The organism is Vibrio sp. BS-M-Sm-2, from assembly GCF_041504345.1.
In the GTDB taxonomy this organism is placed as follows: Bacteria; Pseudomonadota; Gammaproteobacteria; order Enterobacterales; family Vibrionaceae; genus Vibrio; species Vibrio satsumensis.
Map to the genome: position 1 here is coordinate 1,049,967 of NZ_CP167894.1, position 25,842 is coordinate 1,075,808.

At 44.3% G+C, this 25,842-nt stretch carries 20 protein-coding genes, 19 tRNA genes and 1 pseudogene; 38 read left to right on the forward strand and 2 right to left on the reverse strand.

The features are described 5' to 3' along the window. The first annotated feature begins 124 nt into the window (after positions 1 to 124). The 22 genes from pth to AB8613_RS04800 all read left to right on the forward strand — a co-directional run bounded on the left by pth (position 125) and on the right by AB8613_RS04800 (position 5,930). Positions 125 to 715, forward strand: a complete 591-nt coding sequence (gene pth, locus AB8613_RS04695) for an aminoacyl-tRNA hydrolase (protein ID WP_004739815.1) — start codon at positions 125 to 127, stop codon at positions 713 to 715. A 10-nt stretch (positions 716 to 725) separates the two neighbouring features. Next, positions 726 to 1,817 carry a redox-regulated ATPase YchF gene (gene ychF, locus AB8613_RS04700; protein WP_010439159.1) on the forward strand — a complete coding sequence of 364 codons (1,092 nt, stop codon included), beginning with the start codon at positions 726 to 728 and terminating at the stop codon, positions 1,815 to 1,817. A gap of 279 nt (positions 1,818 to 2,096) precedes the next feature. Then, a tRNA-Met gene (locus tag AB8613_RS04705) sits at positions 2,097 to 2,173 on the forward strand. A gap of 67 nt (positions 2,174 to 2,240) precedes the next feature. After that, positions 2,241 to 2,325 (forward strand) — tRNA-Leu (locus AB8613_RS04710). A 29-nt stretch (positions 2,326 to 2,354) separates the two neighbouring features. Next, positions 2,355 to 2,429 (forward strand) — tRNA-Gln (locus AB8613_RS04715). 77 nt (positions 2,430 to 2,506) lie between these two features. Continuing rightward, positions 2,507 to 2,583, forward strand: a tRNA-Met gene (locus AB8613_RS04720). Between the two features lie 74 nt (positions 2,584 to 2,657). Then, positions 2,658 to 2,742: transfer RNA gene (locus AB8613_RS04725), tRNA-Leu, on the forward strand. A 30-nt stretch (positions 2,743 to 2,772) separates the two neighbouring features. Beyond that, positions 2,773 to 2,847: transfer RNA gene (locus AB8613_RS04730), tRNA-Gln, on the forward strand. Positions 2,848 to 2,941: 94 nt separating this feature from the next. Continuing rightward, positions 2,942 to 3,026: transfer RNA gene (locus AB8613_RS04735), tRNA-Leu, on the forward strand. 30 nt (positions 3,027 to 3,056) lie between these two features. Beyond that, positions 3,057 to 3,131: transfer RNA gene (locus AB8613_RS04740), tRNA-Gln, on the forward strand. 94 nt (positions 3,132 to 3,225) lie between these two features. After that, a tRNA-Leu gene (locus tag AB8613_RS04745) sits at positions 3,226 to 3,310 on the forward strand. Positions 3,311 to 3,340: 30 nt separating this feature from the next. Next, positions 3,341 to 3,415 (forward strand) — tRNA-Gln (locus tag AB8613_RS04750). 94 nt (positions 3,416 to 3,509) lie between these two features. Further along, a tRNA-Leu gene (locus AB8613_RS04755) sits at positions 3,510 to 3,594 on the forward strand. A gap of 30 nt (positions 3,595 to 3,624) precedes the next feature. Next, positions 3,625 to 3,699 (forward strand) — tRNA-Gln (locus tag AB8613_RS04760). Between the two features lie 94 nt (positions 3,700 to 3,793). Further along, positions 3,794 to 3,878: transfer RNA gene (locus tag AB8613_RS04765), tRNA-Leu, on the forward strand. A gap of 30 nt (positions 3,879 to 3,908) precedes the next feature. After that, positions 3,909 to 3,983: transfer RNA gene (locus AB8613_RS04770), tRNA-Gln, on the forward strand. 94 nt (positions 3,984 to 4,077) lie between these two features. Then, positions 4,078 to 4,162, forward strand: a tRNA-Leu gene (locus AB8613_RS04775). A 50-nt stretch (positions 4,163 to 4,212) separates the two neighbouring features. Further along, positions 4,213 to 4,289: transfer RNA gene (locus tag AB8613_RS04780), tRNA-Met, on the forward strand. A 70-nt stretch (positions 4,290 to 4,359) separates the two neighbouring features. Next, positions 4,360 to 4,444 (forward strand) — tRNA-Leu (locus AB8613_RS04785). A gap of 50 nt (positions 4,445 to 4,494) precedes the next feature. After that, a tRNA-Met gene (locus AB8613_RS04790) sits at positions 4,495 to 4,571 on the forward strand. Between the two features lie 70 nt (positions 4,572 to 4,641). Then, a tRNA-Leu gene (locus tag AB8613_RS04795) sits at positions 4,642 to 4,726 on the forward strand. A 157-nt stretch (positions 4,727 to 4,883) separates the two neighbouring features. Next, complete coding sequence (locus AB8613_RS04800; RefSeq protein ID WP_372384569.1) at positions 4,884 to 5,930, forward strand: lactonase family protein; 1,047 nt, start codon at positions 4,884 to 4,886, stop codon at positions 5,928 to 5,930. A gap of 69 nt (positions 5,931 to 5,999) precedes the next feature. On the opposite strand, the gene AB8613_RS04805 is transcribed toward AB8613_RS04800, so the two are convergent. Then, entirely contained in the window at positions 6,000 to 7,175 is a 1,176-nt protein-coding gene (locus AB8613_RS04805; protein ID WP_372384570.1) for a 2-octaprenyl-3-methyl-6-methoxy-1,4-benzoquinol hydroxylase, read from the reverse strand. 307 nt (positions 7,176 to 7,482) lie between these two features. Between AB8613_RS04805 and miaB the strand changes: the two genes are divergently transcribed. From miaB to lnt, 5 genes and pseudogenes are all read left to right on the forward strand, one after another. Then, positions 7,483 to 8,907, forward strand: coding sequence for a tRNA (N6-isopentenyl adenosine(37)-C2)-methylthiotransferase MiaB (gene miaB / locus AB8613_RS04810; protein ID WP_060983373.1), 1,425 nt, complete (start codon positions 7,483 to 7,485; stop codon positions 8,905 to 8,907). A gap of 162 nt (positions 8,908 to 9,069) precedes the next feature. Beyond that, a complete protein-coding gene (locus tag AB8613_RS04815) occupies positions 9,070 to 10,191 on the forward strand; it encodes a PhoH family protein (RefSeq protein WP_285954349.1) in 1,122 nt (373 codons plus the stop codon). Next, a complete protein-coding gene (gene ybeY, locus AB8613_RS04820) occupies positions 10,192 to 10,653 on the forward strand; it encodes an rRNA maturation RNase YbeY (RefSeq protein WP_146491396.1) in 462 nt (153 codons plus the stop codon). It begins immediately after the preceding gene. 134 nt (positions 10,654 to 10,787) lie between these two features. Continuing rightward, a pseudogene (corC, locus tag AB8613_RS04825) lies at positions 10,788 to 11,663 on the forward strand (CNNM family magnesium/cobalt transport protein CorC); the annotation flags it as partial. Positions 11,664 to 11,695: 32 nt separating this feature from the next. After that, positions 11,696 to 13,213: an apolipoprotein N-acyltransferase gene (lnt, locus tag AB8613_RS04830; RefSeq protein WP_285954347.1), complete on the forward strand. Its 1,518-nt coding sequence runs from the start codon at positions 11,696 to 11,698 to the stop codon at positions 13,211 to 13,213. A gap of 85 nt (positions 13,214 to 13,298) precedes the next feature. On the opposite strand, the gene AB8613_RS04835 is transcribed toward lnt, so the two are convergent. Beyond that, positions 13,299 to 13,769: a zinc ribbon-containing protein gene (locus AB8613_RS04835; protein WP_012603380.1), complete on the reverse strand. Its 471-nt coding sequence runs from the start codon at positions 13,767 to 13,769 to the stop codon at positions 13,299 to 13,301. Positions 13,770 to 14,032: 263 nt separating this feature from the next. On the opposite strand from AB8613_RS04835, the gene leuS reads away from it, so the two are divergent. The 11 genes from leuS to lipB all read left to right on the forward strand — a co-directional run bounded on the left by leuS (position 14,033) and on the right by lipB (position 25,839). Next, positions 14,033 to 16,609 carry a leucine--tRNA ligase gene (leuS, locus tag AB8613_RS04840; RefSeq protein WP_372384571.1) on the forward strand — a complete coding sequence of 859 codons (2,577 nt, stop codon included), beginning with the start codon at positions 14,033 to 14,035 and terminating at the stop codon, positions 16,607 to 16,609. Between the two features lie 179 nt (positions 16,610 to 16,788). Then, positions 16,789 to 17,442, forward strand: coding sequence for an LPS assembly lipoprotein LptE (gene lptE, locus AB8613_RS04845; protein ID WP_372384572.1), 654 nt, complete (start codon positions 16,789 to 16,791; stop codon positions 17,440 to 17,442). A gap of 12 nt (positions 17,443 to 17,454) precedes the next feature. After that, positions 17,455 to 18,480: a DNA polymerase III subunit delta gene (gene holA, locus AB8613_RS04850; protein ID WP_372384573.1), complete on the forward strand. Its 1,026-nt coding sequence runs from the start codon at positions 17,455 to 17,457 to the stop codon at positions 18,478 to 18,480. 64 nt (positions 18,481 to 18,544) lie between these two features. Further along, positions 18,545 to 18,862, forward strand: coding sequence for a ribosome silencing factor (gene rsfS, locus AB8613_RS04855; protein WP_004735247.1), 318 nt, complete (start codon positions 18,545 to 18,547; stop codon positions 18,860 to 18,862). Positions 18,863 to 18,865: 3 nt separating this feature from the next. Beyond that, on the forward strand, positions 18,866 to 19,336 hold the full coding sequence (rlmH, locus tag AB8613_RS04860) for a 23S rRNA (pseudouridine(1915)-N(3))-methyltransferase RlmH (protein WP_048657916.1): 471 nt from the start codon (positions 18,866 to 18,868) through the stop codon (positions 19,334 to 19,336). A 6-nt stretch (positions 19,337 to 19,342) separates the two neighbouring features. Then, positions 19,343 to 21,235 carry a penicillin-binding protein 2 gene (gene mrdA / locus AB8613_RS04865; protein ID WP_372384574.1) on the forward strand — a complete coding sequence of 631 codons (1,893 nt, stop codon included), beginning with the start codon at positions 19,343 to 19,345 and terminating at the stop codon, positions 21,233 to 21,235. Then, positions 21,235 to 22,356 (forward strand): rod shape-determining protein RodA, encoded by a 1,122-nt coding sequence (rodA, locus tag AB8613_RS04870; RefSeq protein ID WP_372384575.1) that lies wholly within the window; start codon positions 21,235 to 21,237, stop codon positions 22,354 to 22,356. The genes mrdA and rodA overlap by 1 nt, the downstream gene beginning before the upstream one ends. Further along, positions 22,356 to 23,198, forward strand: a complete 843-nt coding sequence (locus AB8613_RS04875; protein WP_372384799.1) for a septal ring lytic transglycosylase RlpA family protein — start codon at positions 22,356 to 22,358, stop codon at positions 23,196 to 23,198. The genes rodA and AB8613_RS04875 overlap by 1 nt, the downstream gene beginning before the upstream one ends. A 93-nt stretch (positions 23,199 to 23,291) precedes the next feature. Then, on the forward strand, positions 23,292 to 24,473 hold the full coding sequence (locus AB8613_RS04880; protein WP_017067140.1) for a serine hydrolase: 1,182 nt from the start codon (positions 23,292 to 23,294) through the stop codon (positions 24,471 to 24,473). A gap of 232 nt (positions 24,474 to 24,705) precedes the next feature. Beyond that, positions 24,706 to 24,984: a DUF493 family protein YbeD gene (gene ybeD / locus AB8613_RS04885; RefSeq protein WP_372384800.1), complete on the forward strand. Its 279-nt coding sequence runs from the start codon at positions 24,706 to 24,708 to the stop codon at positions 24,982 to 24,984. 195 nt (positions 24,985 to 25,179) lie between these two features. Beyond that, positions 25,180 to 25,839 (forward strand): lipoyl(octanoyl) transferase LipB, encoded by a 660-nt coding sequence (gene lipB, locus AB8613_RS04890; RefSeq protein ID WP_004737632.1) that lies wholly within the window; start codon positions 25,180 to 25,182, stop codon positions 25,837 to 25,839. Positions 25,840 to 25,842 lie beyond the last annotated feature (3 nt).

The window sequence follows — 25,842 nt, forward strand, 5'->3', positions numbered from 1 at the left end:
AGTAATATTGCACTGCTAGTTATGACAAACAGGAATAATCGCGCAGCTATCAGCTAGCTCGCACCTTTTTCATAAACTGTGATATCATACGGCGCTTTTTGAAATCCCGAGAGAGATCCATACCTTGAGCCAACAAATAAAACTTCTCGTTGGACTGGCTAATCCAGGTCCAGAATACGCCAAAACTCGCCACAATGCGGGTGCTTGGGTAGTTGAAGAATTAGCGCGTGTACATAACGTGACACTAAAGAACGAACCAAAGTTCTTTGGCCTAACGGGTCGTATCATGGTTCACGGTGAAGATCTTCGTTTGCTGATCCCAACGACTTTTATGAACTTGTCAGGCAAAGCAGTTGCAGCCTTAGCAAAGTTCTACCAAATTAAACCAGAAGAGATCATGGTCGCTCACGATGAGTTAGATCTTCCTCCTGGTATTGGAAAGTTTAAAAAAGGTGGTGGTCATGGTGGACATAATGGTCTGAAAGACATCATCAGCAAGCAGGGTAACAATAAAGAATTCTATCGTCTTAGATTAGGCATCGGCCATCCAGGACACAAAGATAAAGTTGCAGGTTATGTATTAGGCAAAGCTCCTCAAAAAGAGCAAGAGTGTATCGAGGCCGTCGTTGACGAATCGGTTCGCAGCCTAGACATCTTATTAAAAGATGGCCTACCAAAAGCACAAAATCGCTTACATACGTTCAAAGCAGAATAAGGTTTATATCATGGGTTTTAAATGTGGCATCGTTGGTCTACCAAACGTTGGTAAGTCAACTCTGTTTAACGCACTGACTAAAGCAGGCATCGAAGCAGCAAACTTTCCATTTTGTACGATCGAACCAAACACAGGTATCGTTCCGGTTCCAGATCTACGCTTAGATGCATTAGCAAAAATTGTTAATCCACAGAAGATCCTTCCAACGACAATGGAATTCGTAGATATCGCGGGCCTAGTGGCTGGCGCATCTAAAGGTGAAGGTCTTGGTAACAAGTTCCTAGCTAACATCCGTGAAACTGACGCTATCGGTCACGTTGTACGCTGCTTTGAAAATGAAAACATTGTTCACGTTGCTGGTAAAGTATCTCCAATCGAAGATATCGAAGTGATCAACCTTGAACTTGCACTGGCTGACTTAGACAGCTGTGAGCGTGCAATTCAACGTAACGCGAAGAAAGCAAAAGGCGGCGACAAAGACGCTAAATTCGAAATCACTGTACTAGAAAAGCTACTTCCAGTTCTAACTGAAGGTGGTATGGCGCGTACTGTTGAACTTGGCAAAGAAGAAGCGGCAGCAATCGGCTACCTAAACTTCCTAACGCTTAAGCCAACCATGTACATCGCAAACGTTGCAGAAGATGGTTTTGAAAATAACCCATACCTAGACGCTGTTCGTGAATACGCTGAAAACGAAAACAACGTAGTTGTTGCAGTTTGTGCAGCAATCGAATCTGAGCTTTCCGAACTTGATGACGAAGATCGCGAAGAGTTCCTAGCGGATATGGGTATCGAAGAACCAGGTCTTAACCGAGTGATCCGCTCTGGTTACGAACTACTGACTCTTCAAACTTACTTCACTGCTGGCGTTAAAGAAGTTCGCGCTTGGACAATCCCTGTAGGTGCAACTGCGCCACAAGCAGCGGGTAAGATCCACACAGACTTCGAGAAAGGCTTCATCCGTGCAGAAGTAGTAGGATTTGATCACTTCATCGAGTTTAACGGTGAGAGCGGTGCGAAAGACGCAGGTAAATGGCGCCTTGAAGGTAAAGAATACATAGTTAAAGATGGTGACGTTGTTCACTTCCGCTTCAACGTATAATTCTGATTAAACATCTAGAAAAAAGGCCAGTGAATTCACTGGCCTTTTTGTTTTTCTCCTTTCTAAATTGCCCCTCATCAGAAACTTAACTTCCTATATATATCGCCTTTTAGACCTGTTTTTTGTCGACAAATACGCCTCTTTGCCTAAAAAGAAACCGAACAGATGTTTATTCGCGATTTATTCAAAAAAAAGTTGACGGGTTTCGCTCAACTACGCATAATGCGCCCCGTTCACAACGAAGCGGCAACGTCTCGAAATGAACGACAATTTGGAAATGGCTACTTAGCTCAGTTGGTTAGAGCACATCACTCATAATGATGGGGTCGCAGGTTCAAATCCCGCAGTAGCCACCATTTCCTAAGCACTCTGTTTGTTATTAAACACATGTTTATTAACGACAAGAGTTTTTAGGAAAGTAAAGCGGTCGTGGCGGAATTGGTAGACGCACCAGATTTAGGTTCTGGCGCCGAGAGGTGTGAGAGTTCAAGTCTCTCCGACCGCACCATATTGAGATGTCTTAAGTGATATCATTGTTGGGCTATCGCCAAGCGGTAAGGCACTGGCTTTTGATGCCAGCATTCCCTGGTTCGAATCCAGGTAGCCCAGCCACAATTTAAAGTGTAATTATCTTTAAAAAGATAATGGCATTGGAAGCGAGATTATATTATATTACTTCGCTCTCAGATGGCTACTTAGCTCAGTTGGTTAGAGCACATCACTCATAATGATGGGGTCGCAGGTTCAAATCCCGCAGTAGCCACCACTCTTTCTTTATGAAAGAAGAATAAACAACGTTATATTGAATTACCAATGTCGATATAACTATAAAGATTTGCTGCGGTCGTGGCGGAATTGGTAGACGCACCAGATTTAGGTTCTGGCGCCGAGAGGTGTGAGAGTTCAAGTCTCTCCGACCGCACCATTATTTAGATATCTTAAGTGATATCATTGTTGGGCTATCGCCAAGCGGTAAGGCACTGGCTTTTGATGCCAGCATTCCCTGGTTCGAATCCAGGTAGCCCAGCCACTATTTAAACTCTTTGTTTGATTACTTCAGTAATTAACTAAGAGCACAACGTTATTTCGAATCACCAATGTCGATTTAACTATAAAGATTTGCTGCGGTCGTGGCGGAATTGGTAGACGCACCAGATTTAGGTTCTGGCGCCGAGAGGTGTGAGAGTTCAAGTCTCTCCGACCGCACCATTATTTAGATATCTTAAGTGATATCATTGTTGGGCTATCGCCAAGCGGTAAGGCACTGGCTTTTGATGCCAGCATTCCCTGGTTCGAATCCAGGTAGCCCAGCCACTATTTAAACTCTTTGTTTGATTACTTCAGTAATTAACTAAGAGCACAACGTTATTTCGAATCACCAATGTCGATTTAACTATAAAGATTTGCTGCGGTCGTGGCGGAATTGGTAGACGCACCAGATTTAGGTTCTGGCGCCGAGAGGTGTGAGAGTTCAAGTCTCTCCGACCGCACCATTATTTAGATATCTTAAGTGATATCATTGTTGGGCTATCGCCAAGCGGTAAGGCACTGGCTTTTGATGCCAGCATTCCCTGGTTCGAATCCAGGTAGCCCAGCCACTATTTAAACTCTTTGTTTGATTACTTCGGTAGTTAACTAAGAGCACAACGTTATTTCGAATCACCAATGTCGATTTAACTATAAAGATTTGCTGCGGTCGTGGCGGAATTGGTAGACGCACCAGATTTAGGTTCTGGCGCCGAGAGGTGTGAGAGTTCAAGTCTCTCCGACCGCACCATTATTTAGATATCTTAAGTGATATCATTGTTGGGCTATCGCCAAGCGGTAAGGCACTGGCTTTTGATGCCAGCATTCCCTGGTTCGAATCCAGGTAGCCCAGCCACTATTTAAACTCTTTGTTTGATTACTTCAGTAATTAACTAAGAGCACAACGTTATTTCGAATCACCAATGTCGATTTAACTATAAAGATTTGCTGCGGTCGTGGCGGAATTGGTAGACGCACCAGATTTAGGTTCTGGCGCCGAGAGGTGTGAGAGTTCAAGTCTCTCCGACCGCACCATTATTTAGATATCTTAAGTGATATCATTGTTGGGCTATCGCCAAGCGGTAAGGCACTGGCTTTTGATGCCAGCATTCCCTGGTTCGAATCCAGGTAGCCCAGCCACTATTTAAACTCTTTGTCTGATTACTTAGGTAGTTAACCAAGAGAACAACGTTACATCGAATCACCAATGTCGATATAACTATAAAGATTTGCTGCGGTCGTGGCGGAATTGGTAGACGCACCAGATTTAGGTTCTGGCGCCGAGAGGTGTGAGAGTTCAAGTCTCTCCGACCGCACCATTATTTCTCTTTCATTAGAGAACAAATAATGAATCTATTAGATTTATTATGGCTACTTAGCTCAGTTGGTTAGAGCACATCACTCATAATGATGGGGTCGCAGGTTCAAATCCCGCAGTAGCCACCACTTTTTCTTTGAAACAAGAAGACAACGTTATTTCGAACCACCAATGTCGATATAACTATAAAGATTTGCTGCGGTCGTGGCGGAATTGGTAGACGCACCAGATTTAGGTTCTGGCGCCGAGAGGTGTGAGAGTTCAAGTCTCTCCGACCGCACCATTATTTCTCTTTCATTAGAGAACAAATAGTGAATCTATTAGATTTATTATGGCTACTTAGCTCAGTTGGTTAGAGCACATCACTCATAATGATGGGGTCGCAGGTTCAAATCCCGCAGTAGCCACCACTTTTTCTTTGAAACAAGAAGACAACGTTATTTCGAACCACCAATGTCGATATAACTATAAAGATTTGCTGCGGTCGTGGCGGAATTGGTAGACGCACCAGATTTAGGTTCTGGCGCCGAGAGGTGTGAGAGTTCAAGTCTCTCCGACCGCACCATCATTGAATGAAACCCAGCTTTTTAGCTGGGTTTTGTTTTATCTGGAATATGCAAATCTGATAACCCCGTCACCAAGTATTTCTCCCTATCTAATCACTTCATGACTTTTTTATAAGACAATGTCTGCTCCATTTTCTAATTGAGTATGACTACCCTATGAAAAACCTCACTTTAACGATCGGTTGCTACACGGATACGCCAAGTAAAAGCCAAGGCGTATATCAGGCTCAATTAGACTTGGAAAACGGAAAGCTATTACCTTTAGATCTCGTTGCAGAGTGCACTAACCCATCTTTTGTCGTAGCAACCGAGCTTGGTATCTATACCGCGTCTGAAGTTGATCAGCCAAAACAGCCACAGTTAATTCATATACCTAGCCCTAACTCAAAGGCGGTTAAGAACTCCGGCACTATCGCTGGTGCTCACCCTTGCCACATCGTAATTGATCCTAGCCACAAATTTGCTATTACGTCTCAATACTCATCCGGCTCATTCGATATTTTTAGTTTAAGTATTAATGGCAATATCGATAAGCGACTCAAAACGATTGCTATGGTGGGTTCAGGGACTAACAAAGAACGCCAAACAGCTCCACATGCTCATCAATGTCTGTTCTTACAAAATTCACCACAATTTGTCACCGTCGACCTTGGTGCTGATCGAATCAACTTCTATTGCTTTGATGAAGAGCAAGAAGAGTTTCTAGACGAACCTATGCAATCTATTAAAGTTCCTGCGGGCAATGGACCTCGTCACCTCGTCTTCAATAAAGATGAAGACAAAGCCTATGTGATCTGTGAGCTCTCTGAAACGATACTGATGATGGAAAAAACTCTTGGGAACTGGAGTATTGTCGAAGAGATTGACGCGCTCCCAAATGTGGAAAAAGGAGAGGCTACAGCTGCAATAAAGCTATCGCCGGATGAGCAATTCCTCTATGTATCATGTCGACACCAATCGATGATCAGTTGCTTCAGAATCGAGCCTACAACGAAAATGCCTATTTTTATTGATAGCTATAATACTGAAGGCAGCTTCCCTCGTGATTTTCATATTACTGACTGCGGACGATGGCTTATCGCAGCAAACCAACACTCCAACAACATCACCTCATTCAAGCGAGATAATGAGGATGGGTCTTTGGTTTATACAGGATACTCTTTAGAGATCGACGCACCTGTTTGCGTTACACAGCAGTTATAACATTCAACACCATACAAAAAAGGAGAGCTTCTGCTCTCCTTCTCTATATAGATAAGCTGAACTAATAAATTAAAGACCTAAGGCGTATTTCAATACTTGAGTTTTAATCGGCCCAGAGTTTTCTGCTAATTTTAGCGCAGCATTACGTACAAACTTGAGCGGACCAATGTCGTTGCTGAATGTCTTGTAGAAGAAATCCATGCCACTCTGCATCATTAGGTTGTCGCCTCTTCTCATCACTTCATAGCGTCTTGCTACAGACTGATTCAATTCACCCTTTTCTTTGGTGGAATGCAACAGTACTGATACATCTTTGAAGCCTAAGTTAACACCCTGCCCAGCCAATGGGTTAATCGTATGCGCAGAATCCCCGACTAAAATACAGTTATTCTTCGAATATGATTGAGCATGACGTCGTATCAGAGGAAAAGACCCCGAATTCAAGACTTTGATATCACCTAACTCTTTAGGAAAGTGAGTAAGTACTTCGTTACGTAGTTTTTCAGGGGTCATTGCTGACAGTTGCTTGATACGCAGTGGAGAGTCATACCAAACTAACGAGCCCTGCCCGACTTCTTGATCGTCAGAGGTTAGAGAACACAAAGGCAAAAATGAACGAGGGCCACTTGGTAGGAATTGCTGCCAAGTAATATCTTGCTGAGGCTGTTCTGTTTCTACGTTGATAAGCATACAGTGTTGTCGATAATCCCAAGCCGTAATACCAATTCCAGCTTGTTGACGAACGGCTGAATTCGCACCATCAGCACCAACCACCCACTTCGCGGATAGCTCTCCCCCTGATTGAAGCTTAACGATATTGGTTTCACCAAACTCAATCTCATCGAGCTTTTCTGGACATAACAGTTCTAAATTTTCATAAGCATCAAACTGAGACCATAAGCCCAATTGAATGAGTCGGTTTTCAACAATGTAGCCTAAACGAGGCAAATCAAGTGACTCTGCATCAAACCGAGTACGACATTCTGGGTGCTCCCACGTCTCTAAGCGCTTATAAGAACATACTCGCATCGCTTCTATGTGTTGCCATGCGCCAAGATCGTTAAGCAAATCGACCGATGCTTGAGAAATAGCGGAAACACGAATATCCATCGCTTGCGACTTATCAAAAGCTTGAGGCGCAAAACCTTCAATCACGGCAACACTCAGACCTTGCTTTGCAAAACCAATCGCTGTTGCTGCACCAACCATGCCGCCGCCGACGACCACAATATCGTAACTGTTCATATTTTTTACTTATCAGTTTGATTCTTTGACTGTTTTTGATTGTACTTTTTCATAACTAACTTGTAACCAAAAACCTTATTTGAAAAAAGGGTTATCCCTTGCTGTGTCTAGCGTTAACGATAATAAAAACCACTACATAAGAGATTTTATCAGACTACTAGTCAGTCGGTTTTGAAACCAGTACAATACGCCGCTTGCTGCTAGAGCCAGTCATAAAATGAATACCTAATTATGACAAATGGTCCTCGCAGATGAATACTGGGCGATTTGCTCCCTTAAATTAAACTAACGATCGAGCGAACAAAAGATGAGTAAGAAACTGCTAATTAAAACTTGGGGCTGTCAGATGAACGAATACGATTCATCAAAAATGGCCGACCTGCTTAACGCTGCTAATGGCTATGAGCTAACTGAAGTACCTGAGGAAGCAGATGTACTACTACTGAATACTTGTTCTATCCGCGAAAAAGCGCAAGAGAAAGTATTCCACCAGCTTGGTCGTTGGAAAACGCTGAAAGATAAAAAAGAAGGTGTGGTGATCGGTGTGGGTGGCTGTGTAGCGACTCAAGAAGGTGATCACATTCGTCAACGTGCACCATACGTAGACGTAATCTTTGGCCCACAAACATTACACCGTTTGCCAGAGATGATTAAATCATCACTGTCTAACGAAAAGCCAGTAATGGACATCTCTTTCCCAGAAATCGAAAAGTTCGATAATCTGCCAGAGCCAAAAGCTGAAGGCGCGACAGCATTCGTTTCTATTATGGAAGGTTGTTCTAAATACTGTACTTACTGCGTTGTACCATATACGCGTGGTGAAGAAGTTAGCCGTCCAATGGATGATGTACTGTTCGAAGTTGCTCAACTTGCAGAGCAAGGCGTACGTGAAGTTAACCTACTGGGTCAGAACGTAAACGCCTACCGCGGTCCAACACACGAAGGCGATATCTGTTCATTCGCAGAACTGCTTCGTCTTGTTGCTTCTATCGATGGTATCGACCGTATTCGTTTCACAACCAGCCACCCGCTTGAGTTTGGTGACGACATCATTGACGTTTACAAAGATACACCTGAACTAGTGAGCTTCCTTCACCTGCCAGTACAAAGTGGTAGTGACCGTATTCTTACAATGATGAAGCGCCCACATACGGCGATCGAGTACAAATCTATTATCCGTAAACTGCGTAAAGCTCGTCCTGACATTCAAATCAGTTCAGACTTTATTGTTGGTTTCCCTGGTGAGTCTAAACAAGACTTCCAAGATACAATGAAGCTAATTAAAGAAGTTGATTTCGATATGAGCTTCAGCTTTGTTTTCTCTCCTCGTCCAGGTACGCCAGCAGCAGATTACCCATGTGATGTACCAGCACAAGAGAAGAAAGATCGTCTGTACGAACTGCAACAAACGGTAAACACACAAGCAATGCGTTTCTCGCGTCTAATGTTAGGCACAGAGCAACGTATCCTTGTTGAAGGCCCATCAAGAAAGAACCTAATGGAACTTCGCGGCCGTACAGAAAATAGCCGTGTTGTGAACTTCGAAGGTTCTGCAGACCTAATCGGTCAGTTCGTAGATGTGAAGATCACTGAGGTTTACACCAACTCACTACGTGGTGAGCTAGTTCGTACAGAAAAAGACATGGGTCTACGCGTTGTTATGACTCCAGCAGAAATGATGGAAAAAACAAAACGTGAAGACGAGCTAGGTGTAGCAACATTTACGCCATAGGCAATACAACTGTTTGAGCACAAAGCGCAAACACAAAGCTTGAAATTACCTAACTAAGTGACCATCTTAGAAATAGGGATATCACCATCAGAAGCCCGGTCTAAATCGGGCTTTTTGCTCTTTTTTTATTTAAGAGTGAGTGGCACAAAATGAGAGGCTAATTTGAGCAATAAAATCGTTACCTTAGAGATAAATCTAGAGCCAGCAGACAACAAGCGCTTGGCAAGTTTATGCGGGCCATTCGACGACAACATCAAACATCTTGAGCGTCGTCTGGGCGTTGAGGTTAATTACCGTAGCAACTTTTTTACGATTGTCGGTAAGCCTCACACGACAGCCGCAGCTTTAGACATCATCAAACACCTCTATGTTGAAACGGCTCCAGTTAAAGGCAACATAATCGATATCGAACCAGAACAAGTGCATCTGGCGATCACCGAGTCTGGCATTTTGGAGCAACACGTCGAGTCTGAAATCGACTACGGCAAAGAAGTGACCATTAAGACTAAAAAAGGCGTCATCAAACCTCGTACGCCAAACCAAGCACAATACCTAATGAACATGGTCACTCATGACATCACTTTTGGTATTGGGCCAGCCGGTACAGGTAAAACATACTTAGCCGTTGCTGCAGCAGTTGATGCACTTGAACGCCAAGAGGTTCGCCGAATCCTACTGACTCGCCCTGCTGTTGAAGCTGGTGAGAAGCTTGGTTTCCTACCGGGTGATTTAAGCCAAAAAGTAGACCCATATTTGCGTCCACTTTACGATGCACTGTTTGAGATGCTTGGCTTTGAGCGAGTCGAGAAGCTGATTGAACGTAACGTGATTGAAGTTGCACCACTGGCGTATATGCGTGGTCGTACGTTGAATGATGCGTTTATCATTCTTGATGAGAGCCAAAACACCACGGTAGAACAAATGAAGATGTTCTTAACCCGTATCGGCTTTAATTCACGTGCTGTGATCACTGGTGATATTACGCAAATCGATTTACCTCGTGGTGCAAAGTCAGGCTTACGCCATGCGACTGAAGTGCTCAGTGAAGTGGATGACATTAGTTTTAATTTCTTCATGTCTGAAGACGTCGTTCGTCACCCTGTAGTTGCTCGTATCGTCAACGCCTACGAGAAGTGGGAAGCGAAAGACCAGAAAGAACGCAAAGAGTTTGAAAAGCGTAAACGTGAAGAGCGCGAAGCCAAACTTCTTGAGGCTCAGCAGGCCGTTACGACACAATTAGCAACACAAAATAGCTCTGTAATTGCAGAACAAGGTGATAAATAGATGTCTATTGAACTAGACCTGCAATTAGCGGTCGAAAATGAGCAAGGTCTTCCAACTGAGCAAGATATTCAGATTTGGCTGGACAAGACAATTCCTCAGTTTCAAGAGAACGCTGAGTTGACGGTTCGTATCGTTGATATACAAGAAAGCCACCAGCTCAATCATGAATATCGTGGCAAAGACAAGCCAACTAACGTGTTGTCTTTTCCATTCGAGGCTCCTCCAGGGATCGAGTTAGATCTACTTGGCGACCTCATTATCTGCCGCCAAGTTGTCGAAAAAGAAGCAGAAGAGCAAAGTAAGCCTCTGCTAGCACACTGGGCTCATATGGTTGTACATGGCAGTCTGCATCTGCTAGGTTATGATCATATCGAAGATGATGAAGCTGAAGAGATGGAGTCACTCGAGACAGAAATCATGCAATCTATGGGGTTTGAAGACCCTTATATTCTAGAAAAGTAAACTGATTCTAGTAAAGTAGGTTGCAGAGAAACAATAACTCATCGAACCTGCGATTTCCGCAGGAATCTGAGTTGTAACGTGTGCTATCACACTTCTGATAGCGTTATTTTTTGAGAAATCATGAACGAAGGTAACCCCCCACTTCTGAGGGAAGTAAAAAATCTGAAGGTCCGAGTAGAAAGTCCTTCTTTGAACGCCTAGGCCAACTATTTCAAGGTGAAGTAAAAGATCGCCAAGAGCTCGTGGATGTAATCCGCGACTCAGAAATTAATGACCTAATTGACCATGACACGCGCGACATGCTCGAGGGTGTCATGGAAATTTCAGAGATGCGAGTACGCGATATCATGCTGCCTCGCTCTCAAATGGTTACAGTTGAACGCACCGATGATTTAGATACATTGATTGCGCTTATTACTGATGCTCAACACTCTCGCTACCCAGTGATCAGTGAAGATAAAGACCATGTTGAAGGCATTCTATTAGCAAAGGACCTACTTAAGTATTTGGGTTCAGAAAGTGCCCCATTTGATATCGAACAAGTGATTCGCCCTGTTGTGGTTGTTCCTGAAAGTAAGCGAGTAGATCGCCTGCTTAAAGAGTTCCAAGAAGAGCGCTACCACATGTCTATCGTTGTCGATGAGTTTGGCGGAGTTTCTGGCCTAGTAACCATTGAAGATATCCTCGAAGAAATCGTTGGTGAAATTGAAGACGAGTTCGACGATGAAGAAGAGCTAGATATTCGTAAGCTGAGTAAGCATACCTTCTCTGTAAAAGCTTTAACCACTATTGAAGAGTTCAACGATACGTTTAACACTACCTTTAGTGACGATGAAGTGGATACGGTAGGCGGCATGGTTATGACCGCACTCGGTCACCTGCCTGTTCGTGGCGAAATTGTAGAGATTGAAAGCTACCATTTCAAAATAACATCAGCAGATAACCGCCGTGTGATTCAGCTACAGGTAACCATTCCTGACGAGCAACCTCTTCCGACTATCGAAGAATAACAACTTCTCTCTAAAGAGATGACAGAAATTAGATGACTAAGACTTTTATTCATCGCCTATTACGGCCGCTTGCGGCCGTTTTTGTTGGCGCTATAACCACCCTTTCATTCGCTCCATACTCTATATGGCCTCTTGCTATTCTCAGCCCAGCTTTGTTGCTGTTACTGATTCATAACCGCTCTCCTAAAAGTGCGCTTTGGATTGGCTACGGATGGGGTTTAGGTCAATTCACGACAGGTATCAGCTGGGTATACGTCAGCATTGATGGTTTTGGTGGTATGCCACTGGCAGCTAACCTATTTTTGATGGCATTACTTGTTGGCTACCTAGCTGTTTATTCAGGTTTATTTACTTGGAGTTTGAACAAGTTCTTCCCTGCTAATAATCTAAGCCGCTTTTTCCTCGCAGCACCTGCACTATGGTTAATCAGTGATTGGCTACGTGGATGGGTAATGACAGGGTTCCCTTGGCTTTGGTTAGGCTACAGCCAAATCGATTCGCCATTAGGGTCCTTTGCACCGATTGGCGGCGTAGAGTTAGTAACTCTAGCGATCATTGTTTCAGCATCAGCGTTTGCTTATGCTGTTATCAATAGAGCCTGGAGTATCGCTGTTATTCCTGCGGTCGTATTTAGTACTGGCTTTGGTATTCGCAACATCGATTGGGTAACGCCGAACCCTGAAAAAACCACGTCAGTCGTTTTAATACAAGGCAACGTCGATCAAGATAGCAAATGGCTACCAAGTCATCGTTGGCCAACCATGATGAAGTACACCGACCTAAGCCGAGAAAATTGGGACGCTGATATCATCATCTGGCCTGAAGCCGCTATCCCTGCGTTTGAGGTAGAGATTCCTTCTTTCCTACGTAACTTAGATAGCGCAGCGAAGATGAACAACAGCTCTATCATCACAGGCGTGCTTAATCAGTCTGAAGATAAGAAATACTACAACAGTGTTCTTTCACTTGGCGTGAACCCATATGGTGAGTACAGCTACGATCCAGACGAACGCTATCATAAACATCACTTATTGCCATTTGGTGAGTTTGTCCCGTTTGAAGATATCCTACGCCCGTTGGCACCATTCTTTAATTTGCCGATGTCATCATTCAGCCGTGGTGATTTTGTTCAACCAAACATCGTGGCAAATGGACGCCACTTAGCGCCAGCGTTGTGCTATGAGATCATCTTTAATGATCAAGTTAGACAGAATGTGACTGATGAGACTGACTTTATCCTCACACTCTCTAACGATGCGTGGTTTGGTCGTTCTATTGGGCCATTACAACATATGGAAATCGCACAAATGCGCGCTCTGGAACTTGGTAAGCCACTTATTCGCTCTACCAACAATGGTGTGACGGCAGTTACCGATTACAAAGGCAACATCATCAAGCAAATACCTCAGTTCGAAACGGCAGTGTTAAAAGCCGAGCTCATTTCAACGGATGGGCAAACGCCTTATCACACAGTAGGTACTTGGCCACTGTATATTTGGGCGATGCTCAGCTTGGTGATTGGTTGGCTAATAAGACAGCCAAAGAGCTAGATTCGACGAAAAGTGATTTTAGATTCGAGGGTTGACCGGTGGGTCAACCCTTTTTTATTGCCGCGGTTTGAAGTTAATTACATGTTTACGGCTTAAGTGCTTTGCGGCTAAACCCTGTAGAGCCACATTTAATGCATGGAATGATATTGGTTGGGTGGTTATATTCAGTTTGATGGCCACACTCGTCACATACCAAGGTGCCTAACCCAATGACTTCACCCGCTTGATATAAGCCCTGATGTTCAAGATCTTGGAACAGCTCAACCCATTCAACTTTCGTTCGATCGGTTATGTCTAGAAGACCTTGCCATATAGAGTCTGCAATCATCAAATAGAATGGACCGCTTTTACTCTCTTCATAGCTTTCAGAAAACTCTTTCAAGTCCGACTTCACGTAGGCTGAAATCAGCGATAATTCATCTTTGGTCATGTCATTGGCTGCTTTCGCATACTTGCCTGACGTTTCGATTTTGTTGTTGAGCTCTTCAGGACTATGCTTCAGCGTTTCGATGACCTCTTCAACAACTTCTTCATAGAGTGCTTTTTTCTTCGGCATAACAACCTCCTTAAGATAACCAACCTTGAAGCGAGCAAACGGATGCGCCGCAATGCACTCCCGCTCACAAACAAATGCAATTCATACTCTTAAGTATAGTTGCCCTGCGAAATTCAGTGAAAATTACACAATCTACTAGGCAGCAACTGCAAGTATGAAGGGTATAACTATTGTTGTACTCAGCTCCTTTAGGTATTCTATGACGATCTGTAAGATTCTGTTCTAACCGAACTCACAAATTCCAAGATAACCGGATACCATCGATGCAAGAACAATATAACCCGCAAGAGATTGAACAAAAGGTTCAACAACACTGGGATAACAGCGAAACTTTCGTTGTAAGTGAAGACCCAAACAAAGAAAAATTCTACTGTCTTTCTATGTTCCCTTACCCAAGTGGCCGACTGCACATGGGTCACGTGCGTAACTACACCATCGGTGATGTGGTATCTCGTTTCCAACGTCTACAAGGCAAAAACGTAATGCAGCCAATTGGTTGGGATGCATTCGGCCTACCTGCAGAAAACGCAGCTGTTAAAAACAACACAGCGCCTGCGCCATGGACTTACGAAAACATTGAGTACATGAAAAACCAGCTTAAGCTTCTAGGCTTTGGTTACGACTGGAACCGTGAATTCGCAACATGTACTCCAGAGTACTACCGTTGGGAACAAGAGTTCTTCACTAAGCTTTACGAAAAAGGCCTAGTTTACAAGAAGACTTCTTCTGTGAACTGGTGTCCAAATGACCAAACTGTACTGGCAAACGAGCAAGTAGAAGACGGTTGCTGCTGGCGTTGTGATACTCCGGTAGAACAAAAGAAAATTCCTCAGTGGTTCATCAAAATCACTGAGTACGCTCAAGAGCTACTAGACGATCTAGACAACCTTGAAGGCTGGCCTGAAATGGTTAAAACCATGCAGCGCAACTGGATCGGCCGCTCTGAAGGTGTTGAGCTGTCTTTCGCTGTTAACGGCGAAGAAGCGCCACTAGAAGTGTACACAACTCGTCCAGACACACTGATGGGTGTTTCATACGTTGGTATCGCTGCAGGTCACCCTCTTGCAGAGAAAGCATCGAAGAACAATCCAGAGCTTGCTGCATTCGTTGAAGAGTGTCGTAACACTAAAGTTGCTGAAGCTGAACTGGCAACGATGGAAAAGAAAGGTATGGATACTGGCCTAACAGCTATCCACCCTCTTAACGGTCGTGTTGTTCCTGTATACGTAGCAAACTTCGTACTTATGGATTACGGCACAGGTGCGGTAATGGCGGTTCCTGCTCACGATCAACGTGACTATGAGTTCGCAACTAAGTACGGCATCGATATCATCCCAGTAATCAAGCCAGAAGATGGCTCTGAGCTAGACGTTTCTGAAGCGGCGTACACTGAGAAAGGTGTATTGTTCGATTCTGGTGAATTCGATGGTCTTGCTTTCCAAGAAGCATTCGATGCAATCGCTGCGAAGCTTGAAGCAGAAGGCAAAGGTAAGAAGACAGTAAATTTCCGTCTACGCGACTGGGGTGTATCTCGTCAGCGTTACTGGGGTGCGCCAATCCCAATGGTAACGACTGAAGACGGTGAAGTTCACCCTGTACCAGCAGACCAACTACCAGTCATTCTTCCTGAAGATGTGGTAATGGATGGCGTAACGAGCCCAATCAAGGCTGACAAGTCTTGGGCTGAAACAACATTCAACGGTGAGCCTGCTCTACGTGAGACAGACACATTCGATACGTTCATGGAATCTTCTTGGTACTACGCTCGTTACTGTTCACCACAAGCAGACGACATTCTAGATCCAGAGAAAGCAAACTACTGGCTGCCAGTTGACCAATACGTTGGTGGTATCGAGCACGCTTGTATGCACCTACTTTACTCTCGTTTCTTCCATAAGCTTCTACGCGACGCTGGTTACGTAACGTCTGACGAACCGTTCAAGCAACTACTATGTCAAGGCATGGTTTTGGCTGACGCGTTCTATCACGAAAACGAAAAAGGCACTAAAGAGTGGATCGCACCGACTGACGTAACGGTTGAGCGTGACGGTAAAGGTCGCATTGAATCAGCAGTTGATAGCGAAGGTCGCAATGTTGAACACTCAGGCATGATCAAAATGTCTAAGTCTAAAAACAACGGCATCGACCCACAAGAGATGGTAGATAAGTACGGCGCTGATACTGTACGTCTATTCATGATGTTTGCATCACCTGCAGACATGACGCTTGAGTGGCAAGAGTCTGGCGTTGAAGGCGCAAACCGCTTCCTTAAGCGTGTTTGGAAATTGGTTCACGCTCACTCTTCTAAAGGTGCCGCTGAATCTGTTGACGCTTCTGCTCTATCTGGCGACCAAAAAGCACTTCGTCGTGATATCCATAAGACTATCGCGAAAGTAACGGACGATATCGGCCGTCGCCAAACGTTCAACACAGCTATCGCTGCAATCATGGAACTGATGAACAAGTTGGCGAAAGCACCTCAAGAGTCAGTACAAGATCGTGCAATTCTTGATGAAGCGCTAAAAGCAGTAGTTCGTATGCTTTACCCAATGACTCCACACATCTCTTACGAAATGTGGATTGCACTTGGTGAATCAAACGTAGACTCAGCAACATGGCCAACTTTCGATGAGAAAGCGCTAGTTGAAGACGAGAAGACTATCGTTGTAATGATCAACGGTAAGCTACGAGCGAAGCTAACGGTTGCTGCTGACGCGACAGAAGAGCAAGTTCGTGAACTTGGTCTAAACGATGAGAATGCTAAGAAGTTCCTAGATGGCCTAACGATTCGTAAAGTTATATTCGTTCCTGGTAAGCTTCTAAACATTGTTGCTAGCTAATTTCGTTAGTACAGTGCAATTGCTAAAGAATTAACGAACTTAATTCATCAAAAGCAGTCTGTAGACAGGGTAGCTAATTGCCCTGTCTACTTATTTAAGCGCTTTAGATTTGAGCCTAACAACTCAATCTAGCTAAAGCCTTTAAATAAGTATTCTACCTTCATGAGAGCCATCAAATAATGCGCCTGATTTCACTATCTTCATTGAAAGTTACTATTGTTGTTTTAACCGTCAGCCTGTTAAGTGCGTGTGGTTTCCACCTGCGTGGTGATTACTCCGTACCAGAAGAACTCAACAAGATCTCCGTAACCAGTTACGACCAATACAGTACGTTTACACGTATGATGAAAGGTCAGCTACGTATGAATGATGTAGAAATTGTGCCACCGGCTGAGAATACCCCTAACCTGCACATTATTAGTGAGAGCGTTGGTGAGCGAACTCTGTCTCTGTACCAAAACACTCGTGCTGCAGAAAAAGAACTAACGTTTCGCGCTTCATATCGCGTAACTATCCCAGATCTAGGCTCAAAGACATTTTCAACCAGCGTAACCCGTAGTTACCTAGATAACCCACTAACTGCACTTGCGAAGTCGGTTGAACGAGACATGATTGAAGATGAAATGCGCAAGTTGGCTACAAGCCAAATCCTCCGTCAGATGGCTCGACTTAAAGCCAATATTGCCGCTGGTAGCATGAATCTAGAGTCATTAGAAAACGTTCAAGTTAAAGAGCTTGAAAAGCAATACAACATCAAGAATGTTGAAATTGACGACGTTGAGATCGTACCGGCTTCAGCAGAGCAACCAACACTCAGCGAACCTGCTCAATAATAGGTTTATTTAATGCGTATTTTTGCTGACCGCTTACCAGAGCAACTTGCTAAACAGCTAAGCAGTGTTTACCTCATTTTTGGTAACGAACCTCTGCTGTTACAAGAAAGCCGAGAAGCAATTCAAAAAGCTGCAAAACAGCAAGGTTTCGAAGAGCGTCACCGCTTTGCTATTGATAGCAGCCTCGACTGGAATCAAGTCTACGACTGCACTCAAGCACTGAGCCTATTCTCTAGCCGTCAAGTCATCGAACTTGAATTGCCAGAGTCAGGCGTCAATGCCGCAATAGCAAAAGAGCTACTCGCAATCTCCGAGTATATCCATAACGATATTTTGTTGATCTTAGTGGGTACTAAATTAACTAAAGCTCAAGAAAACGCTAAGTGGTTTAAGGCGCTCTCGAATCAAGGACACTGGGTCAGTTGCTTAACGCCAGATGTCAGTCGATTACCTCAATTTGTCCAAGCTCGCTGCCGTCAAATAGGTTTAACGCCAGATCCTGAGGCGATTCAAATGTTGGCACAATGGCACGAAGGCAACCTTTTTGCATTGACTCAGAGCCTAGAAAAGCTGGCTCTCCAATACCCAGATGGAAAGCTCACATTAGTACGCTTAGAAGAATCGCTGAGTCGACACAACCACTTTACTCCATTCCACTGGAGTGACGCCTTACTGGCGGGCAAAGGAAACCGAGCACAACGGATCCTGCGTCAGCTAGAAGCCGAGGGTATAGAGCCAGTCATTTTACTGCGTAGTATCCAACGTGAACTTGCCTTATTGTTGCAAATGCAGCAACAAATGAAACAGATGCCGATTGGTCAAGTCTTCGACAAACACCGTATCTGGCAATCTAAAAAGCCTCTTTATAACGCCGCGCTAACAAGAGTTTCGATTTCTCAATTACACTCTTTGTTCGCGTTGCTCACTCAAGCTGAATTGATGACAAAAACTCAATATGAGCAGTCGCCTTGGCCACTAATTCATCAGTTAAGCGTAGAGTTTTGTATCCCTTCAGCTTCAATACCATTTCACGCATAAAAGCGTGGTATATTCTAGGGTCAACAGCCCCTAAAAAGCTAAATTCAGATTAAAGGAACACCCCGTGTTACGTGAAGAACTAAAAGATTTTCTTGCAGACAAAGCCGACGACATGAAAGCAGAATCGATTGTGACTATCGATGTAGAAGGCAAATCAAGTGTTACTGATTACATGATTGTTTGTACTGGCACCTCTAAACGCCATGTTGCTTCTATTGCACAGCATGTTGCTGATGAAGTACGTAAAGCAGGCATGCAACCACTAGGCATGGACGGCCAGCAAGAAGGTGAATGGGTTGTTCTAGATATGGGCACAAGCATGCTTCACGTTATGCAAGAAGAACACCGTGAACTGTACCAGCTAGAAAAACTTTGGGGATAAGCTTTGAAGATCCAGTTAATCGCAGTTGGCACAAAAATGCCAAAGTGGGTTGAAGAAGGGTTTCAAGAATACAAACGTCGCTTCCCTCACGATATGCCGTTAGAGCTCATTGAAATTACTGCAGGAAAGCGCGGTAAAAATGCCGATATTGCACGCATTCTTCAGAAAGAAGGTGAAGCGATGCTGGCAGCCGTTCCAAAAGGCAACAGAATTGTCACGCTTGATATCCCAGGTAAAAAATGGGATACCCCACAGCTAGCAGAGCAATTGGAAAGTTGGAAATTGGATGGACGCGACGTCTCTATCCTGATTGGCGGGCCTGAAGGATTAGCACCGGCATGTAAAGCGGCAGCAGACCAAAGTTGGTCTCTGTCTGCGCTTACTCTCCCTCACCCATTAGTACGCGTTATCATGGCTGAAAGCTTGTATAGAGCTTGGAGCATCACTGCTAACCACCCTTATCATCGAGAATAAGCGTTAATGTTACGTAAACGTAGCCAAATCCGTGATTACAAAGCAGAAGCACGACTATTTACTAGTCGTGCTTTTGTTGCGTTTGCGGGGATCATAGTCATGATGTCGATGTTGGTTGTTAACCTGTACAACATTCAGGTCAACCAATATCAGGACTATAAAACCCGCTCTAACGACAACCGTATCAAGGTCGTTCCAATCGCGCCTAACCGTGGTTTGATTTACGATCGCAACGGTGTACTTCTTGCCGAAAACCGCCCCGTTTTCAACCTAGAAATCACACCAGAAAAAATCAACGATATGGATGACACGCTTGTCCGTCTACAAGAGTTAATCGAGATCCCACCAGAACGCATCGAGCGTTTTAATCGTGATCGCCGTAATTCAAGACGCTTCAAGTCAGTACCGATTCTGAATCAACTCACAGAAGAACAAGTTGCGGTCTTCTCTGTAAACCAACATAAGTTCCCTGGTGTTGAGGTCACAGGCACATTAAAACGTTTCTACCCTTATGGTGATGTGCTGACTCACGTTATTGGTTATGTTTCGCGTATCAATGACCGTGATATGCAGCGCCTAGCACGAGAAGAGAAAGACGCTAATTACCAAGCGACTCGTGACATCGGTAAACTTGGCATTGAGCGCTACTACGAAGACATGTTGCACGGTACCGCTGGTTATCAAGAAGTCGAAGTAAACAGCCGTGGACGAGTGATCCGCACTCTGAAGTTTGTGCCTTCGGTTCCGGGTAAAGATATCGTGCTCAACTTGGACATCAAGCTACAGCTATACGTACATAAATTACTTGATGGTCGCCGTGGCTCAGCCATCGTTCTCGACCCTAAGGACAATGGCGTGTTAGCCATGGTGTCTAGCCCAAGCTACGACCCAAATGCATTTGTGCATGGTATCTCCTCTAAAGGTTATAACGCGCTACTTCAAGACAAAGACCGACCTTTGGTTAACCGTGCAACGCTAGGTATTTATCCACCAGCGTCGACGATCAAACCTTTCATTGCTGTTGCGGCTCTGCAAGAAGGCGTGATTACGCCCAATACAACGCGTAATGACCCAGGTTATTGGAAGATCCCTAACTCAAAAACAAGACCATTCCGTGACTGGTTGCGTTGGGGACACGGTGTCGTTGATATCGAGAAAGCGATAGAAGAGTCAGTGGATACTTTCTTTTACCAAATTGCTTATGACCTTGGTATTGATCGCATATCCAAATGGATGATGATGTTCGGATTCGGTGATTATACCGGCATCGATATTTATGAAGAAAGTAAAGCCAATATGCCAACTCGTGATTGGAAAATGGCAAGACACCGTGTGCCTTGGTACCAAGGTGACACTATCCCTGTCGGCATTGGCCAAGGCTACTGGACAGCAACACCAATGCAGATTGCAAAAGCCACATCAGTTTTAGTTAATGAAGGGGAAGTAACAGCCCCTCACCTACTGCGTTCAACCATTGACAACGGTCGCCCATTCGATGAACAAATTATGTCGGATATTGAAACTTACCCACCACTAACCGGGGTTAAGAAGAAGTATTGGGATATCGCTCAGGAAGGCATGAGACTGGCTAACCACGGTAAGAAAGGCACAGCAAGACGTTCATTCCAGAAGATGTCTTACCAAACCGCTGGTAAGTCGGGTACCGCGCAGGTGTTCGGCTTAAAAGAAGATGAAGAGTACAACGCGGATGAAATCGCAGAGCACTTACGCGATCACGCCCTCTTTACGGGTTACGCGCCTTTTGAAGATCCTGAAGCCGTCGTGACTATCGTTCTAGAAAACGCAGGTGGCGGCTCTTCTAACGGCGGCCCAGTAGTAAGAAGGATTTTAGACCATATTATCCTTGCAGAAGATTATCAAAGTGAGCCAATTAAATAATGAAACTTGATCCTTCAACTGGACGAAATAGAGCCTTATTCGAAAGGCTGCATATCGACCTGCCGCTTTTACTTGGCATTCTGGTTTTAATGGGCTTTGCCCTACTGATCATGTACAGCGCAAGCGGACAAAGCCTTGCGATGATGGATCGCCAGGCGATGCGTATGGCTTTGTCTTTAGGTGTGATGATCTTCCTAGCGCAAATCTCACCTCGCACTTATGAGACCTTGGCACCACTACTGTTTGCAGGTGGTGTCATCTTGCTATTAGGCGTATTGTTCTTTGGTGAAGCCTCTAAAGGTGCACAGCGTTGGTTAAACTTCGGCTTTGTTCGATTCCAACCCTCAGAGCTGTTAAAGCTGGCGGTACCTTTGATGCTGGCGCGATTTATCGGTAAGCGCTCACTTCCACCCACCTTCCAAACATTAGCGATCTCGCTAGTGATGGTGTTTGTACCTACGATTCTAATCGCAAAGCAACCCGACCTAGGCACATCTATCCTTATCGCCGCATCCGGTATCTTCGTGATATTCCTAGCAGGTATCAGTTGGAAAATCATTGCTAGTGCGGCAATAGCGTTGGGGGCATTTATCCCAATCTTATGGTTCTTCTTGATGCGTGAATATCAAAAAGTACGTGTAAGAACCCTTTTTGCTCCTGAATCCGATCCATTAGGTGCGGGTTACCACATCATTCAAAGTAAGATTGCGATAGGTTCTGGTGGTATATCAGGAAAAGGTTGGCTGCAAGGCACTCAATCCCAACTAGAGTTCATTCCAGAGCGCCATACCGACTTCATTTTTGCGGTAATTGCCGAAGAGTGGGGCATGATTGGTATCTTGTTCTTGCTTGCCATCTACCTGTTTATTATTGGACGTGGCTTAGTGCTCGCTAGCCAAGCTCAAACAGCATTCGGCCGAATGATGGGCGGCAGCATTGTACTGAGCTTCTTCGTCTACATTTTTGTAAACATTGGCATGGTAAGTGGCATTCTACCTGTTGTAGGTGTTCCTCTTCCTCTGGTCAGTTATGGCGGTACTTCAATGGTTACCCTTATGGCTGGTTTTGGTATTTTAATGTCGATCCATACACACAGAAAAGCATTCTCAAAGGCGACCTAATCGATGTCTATTACAACGTTTCCAAAAAAGCATCCTTAGTTGATGAGCTGCCAATCAAAAAAATAGTCTCTATCTTAGGGCTAGCGGTTTTAATCAATGGGTGTTCTTCACAAAAGCCAACAGGTCGCTACGATATTGATTCAGATATTGCACCAGACGCACCGATTTCGGTAGAGCATTTAGAAGATGCTCACCCTCAGTATGAACCTTATAGTTTAGGTGGTAATACGGATTACACTCTGCGTGGCGAAGACTACAAGATCGTAAAAAAGACCGAAGGGTTTACTGAGAAAGGCAAGGCCTCTTGGTACGGTAAGAAATTTCATGGTCACTTAACGTCTAACGGCGAGATCTACGACATGTATTCGATGTCAGCAGCTCACAAAACATTGCCAATTCCAAGCTATGTAAAAGTGACGAATACCGACAATAACAAAACCACTATTGTTCGTATCAATGACCGTGGCCCATTCCATGAAGGCCGAATCATTGACCTTAGTTATGCGGCAGCTTATAAGCTCGATGTACTGAGAACGGGCACGGCAAATGTTGAGATTGAAGTCATTACTGTGGCTATGCCAACCGACGCAAATAAAAAGGCCGCTTTACCGCAATTTATCATTCAAGTCGCAACATCTCCGCATGAAGATAGAACCGAGAAGTTAGCTAAAGATCTAGCCGAAAAGCTAGAAGTAGCAACGTTCTTGCAGCCAAATGATGACAACTACCGTCTGATGATTGGGCCATTTCATGACTATGCTCTGACTCAAGAAAAATTAGAACAAGTTAAGCTAATAGGTTACCCGTCAGCTTATATAAAAAAACACACCCTAACTCGCTAATTAATCTAACAGTTACTTCTGGTAATCAGCGCTCTGGTGTGACAGAGTGATTCTGTTAATATATGAATAGTTCACCAAATAATTGCATTCAAAATGATTAAATCTAATAAACTTGTTAAATCGATTTTTGCTACTTCTGTTGCTCTTTCTGCAACGATAGCTACATCGTCATTCGCCGCTCCTATTGTTGTTCCTGATGCACCTCAAATCGCCGCTAAAGGTTTTGTTCTGATGGATTACCATTCAGGCAAAGTACTAGCAGAGAAAGAGATGAATACTCAACTTTCTCCAGCAAGTTTAACCAAGATGATGACGAGCTACGTAATTGGCCAAGAGCTAGAACGTGGCAACATCAACTTAAACGACGATGTTGTAATCAGTGAAAATGCTTGGGCTAAAAACTTCCCAGATTCATCTAAGATGTTCGTTGAAGTAGGTACAACGGTTAAAGTTGAAGAACTGAACCGCGGTATCATTGTTCAGTCAGGTAACGATGCTTGTGTTGCGATGGCTGAACACATCGCCGGATCTGAAGATGCATTCGTTGACCTAATGAACGCATGGGCAAGCTCTATCGGTATGAAAGACACGCACTTCGCTAACGTGCACGGTCTAGACAACCCGAACCTATACTCAACGCCTTACGATATGGCGCTACTTGGTCAGGCTCTGATTCGCGACGTACCAGACGAGTACCGTATCTACTCACAGAAGAAATTCACTTACAACGGCATCACCCAGTACAACCGTAACGGTCTGTTATGGGATAAGAGCATGAACGTTGATGGCATCAAAACGGGCCACACAAGCAATGCAGGTTACAGCCTAGTAAGCTCAGCGACCGAAGGCAAAATGCGCCTAGTTGCTGTAGTTATGGGTACCAAGAATGCTAATGCTCGTAAGACAGAAAGTAAAAAGCTGCTTAGCTACGGCTTCCGCTTCTTCGAAACAGTGGCACCACACACAGCGGGTGAAACCTTCGTAGAAGAGAAGATCTGGATGGGCAGTAAAGACACCGTTGCACTGGGTGTCGACGAAGATACTTTCGTTACGCTACCTCGTGGTCAAGCTAAGAACCTGAAGGCAAGCTTCGTTCTTGAGAAAGAGCTAGAAGCGCCAATCAGCAAAGGCGATGTGGTTGGTAAACTATTCTACCAAGTCGACGGTGAAGACGTTGCTGAATACCCACTACTAGCACTTGAAGATGTAGACCAAGGCAGCCTATTCAGCCGCCTATGGGACTACCTAGTTCTTCTGTTCAAGGGTTTATTCTAAACCAGCCAAAGGTTTGTTCTAAGTAAAACCTAAGCTTGTTGTCTAGCTAACCTAATGAGTAAGTTCATGATTTACTCATTAGTGAACCAAAAGCCGCCATGTGCGGCTTTTGTTGATCTTGAGTTCGGTGATATTTACACGTAATATTCCGCCTTATTACTCGTGTCTGTTGACCGAATACGCTTTTTATCGACATTTCGCCAATTTGCGAGAGTCTAGCCTTTTGGAGCTAATCATGAACATCAATTCTGATGCAAAACTAAAAGACCTCTTAGAGTTCCCTTGTTCATTCACTTACAAAGTAATGGGCCACGCTAAGCCAGAACTGACTGAGCTAGTGCTAGAAGTGATCCAGCGCCACGCTCCTGGTGACTACAGCCCAACGCTAAAACCGAGTGCGAAAGGTAACTACCACTCTATTTCTATCAATATTACTGCGACTTCAATTGAACAAGTAGAAACTCTTTATAAAGAACTGGGCGAGATCGAAATCGTTCGTATGGTTCTGTAGTCTTTGATTACGCATGAAAAACAGCGGCTTATTGCCGCTGTTTTTGTTTAAAGCACAGTATCGACACCAAATTCATTCAACTTAATTTTAAATAAATACAAAGAAAGTTGAAAAACCTTGCAGTCCGTCTGTAGTTAGAATCATGTTTCGCGTTTATAATGCGTTCACTTTATTAATCCTTGAGGGAGTGCCGCTTTGCAAAATAAGCTAATCGTAAAAAAATTAGGCCGTCAGGATTATGAACCTGTATGGAAAGCCATGCATAAGTTCACAGACGAACGCACGGAAGAAGACGTAGACCAAGTTTGGTTGGTTGAACACAACCCTGTCTTCACTCAAGGACAAGCAGGCAAAGCTGAGCATGTTTTAAATGCCGGTGATATCCCTGTGATACAAAGTGACCGCGGCGGCCAAGTGACTTATCACGGCCCAGGTCAGTTAGTTGCTTACTTTCTGATTAACATTCGCCGCAAGAAATTCGGAGTGCGTGATTTGGTTACTCATATCGAGAACCTCGTAATCAATACTCTGAAAGCTTACAATATAGATTCAGCTGCCCGACCTGACGCTCCTGGTGTTTATGTCGATGGCAAGAAAATCTGTTCACTCGGATTACGTATTCGACGTGGCTGCTCGTTCCACGGGCTAGCACTCAACGTCGATATGGACCTGTCTCCATTCCTACGTATTAACCCATGTGGTTATCAAGGTATGGAAATGGCACAGGTCAGCCAACTTGGCGGACCAAGTGAACTAGAAAACGTTGAACAACAGTTAATACAAGAGCTCGTAGAGCTACTCGGCTATGACCAAGTAGACATTCAAGCCACCAGTAACATTACAGCAGAAGCATAAAAT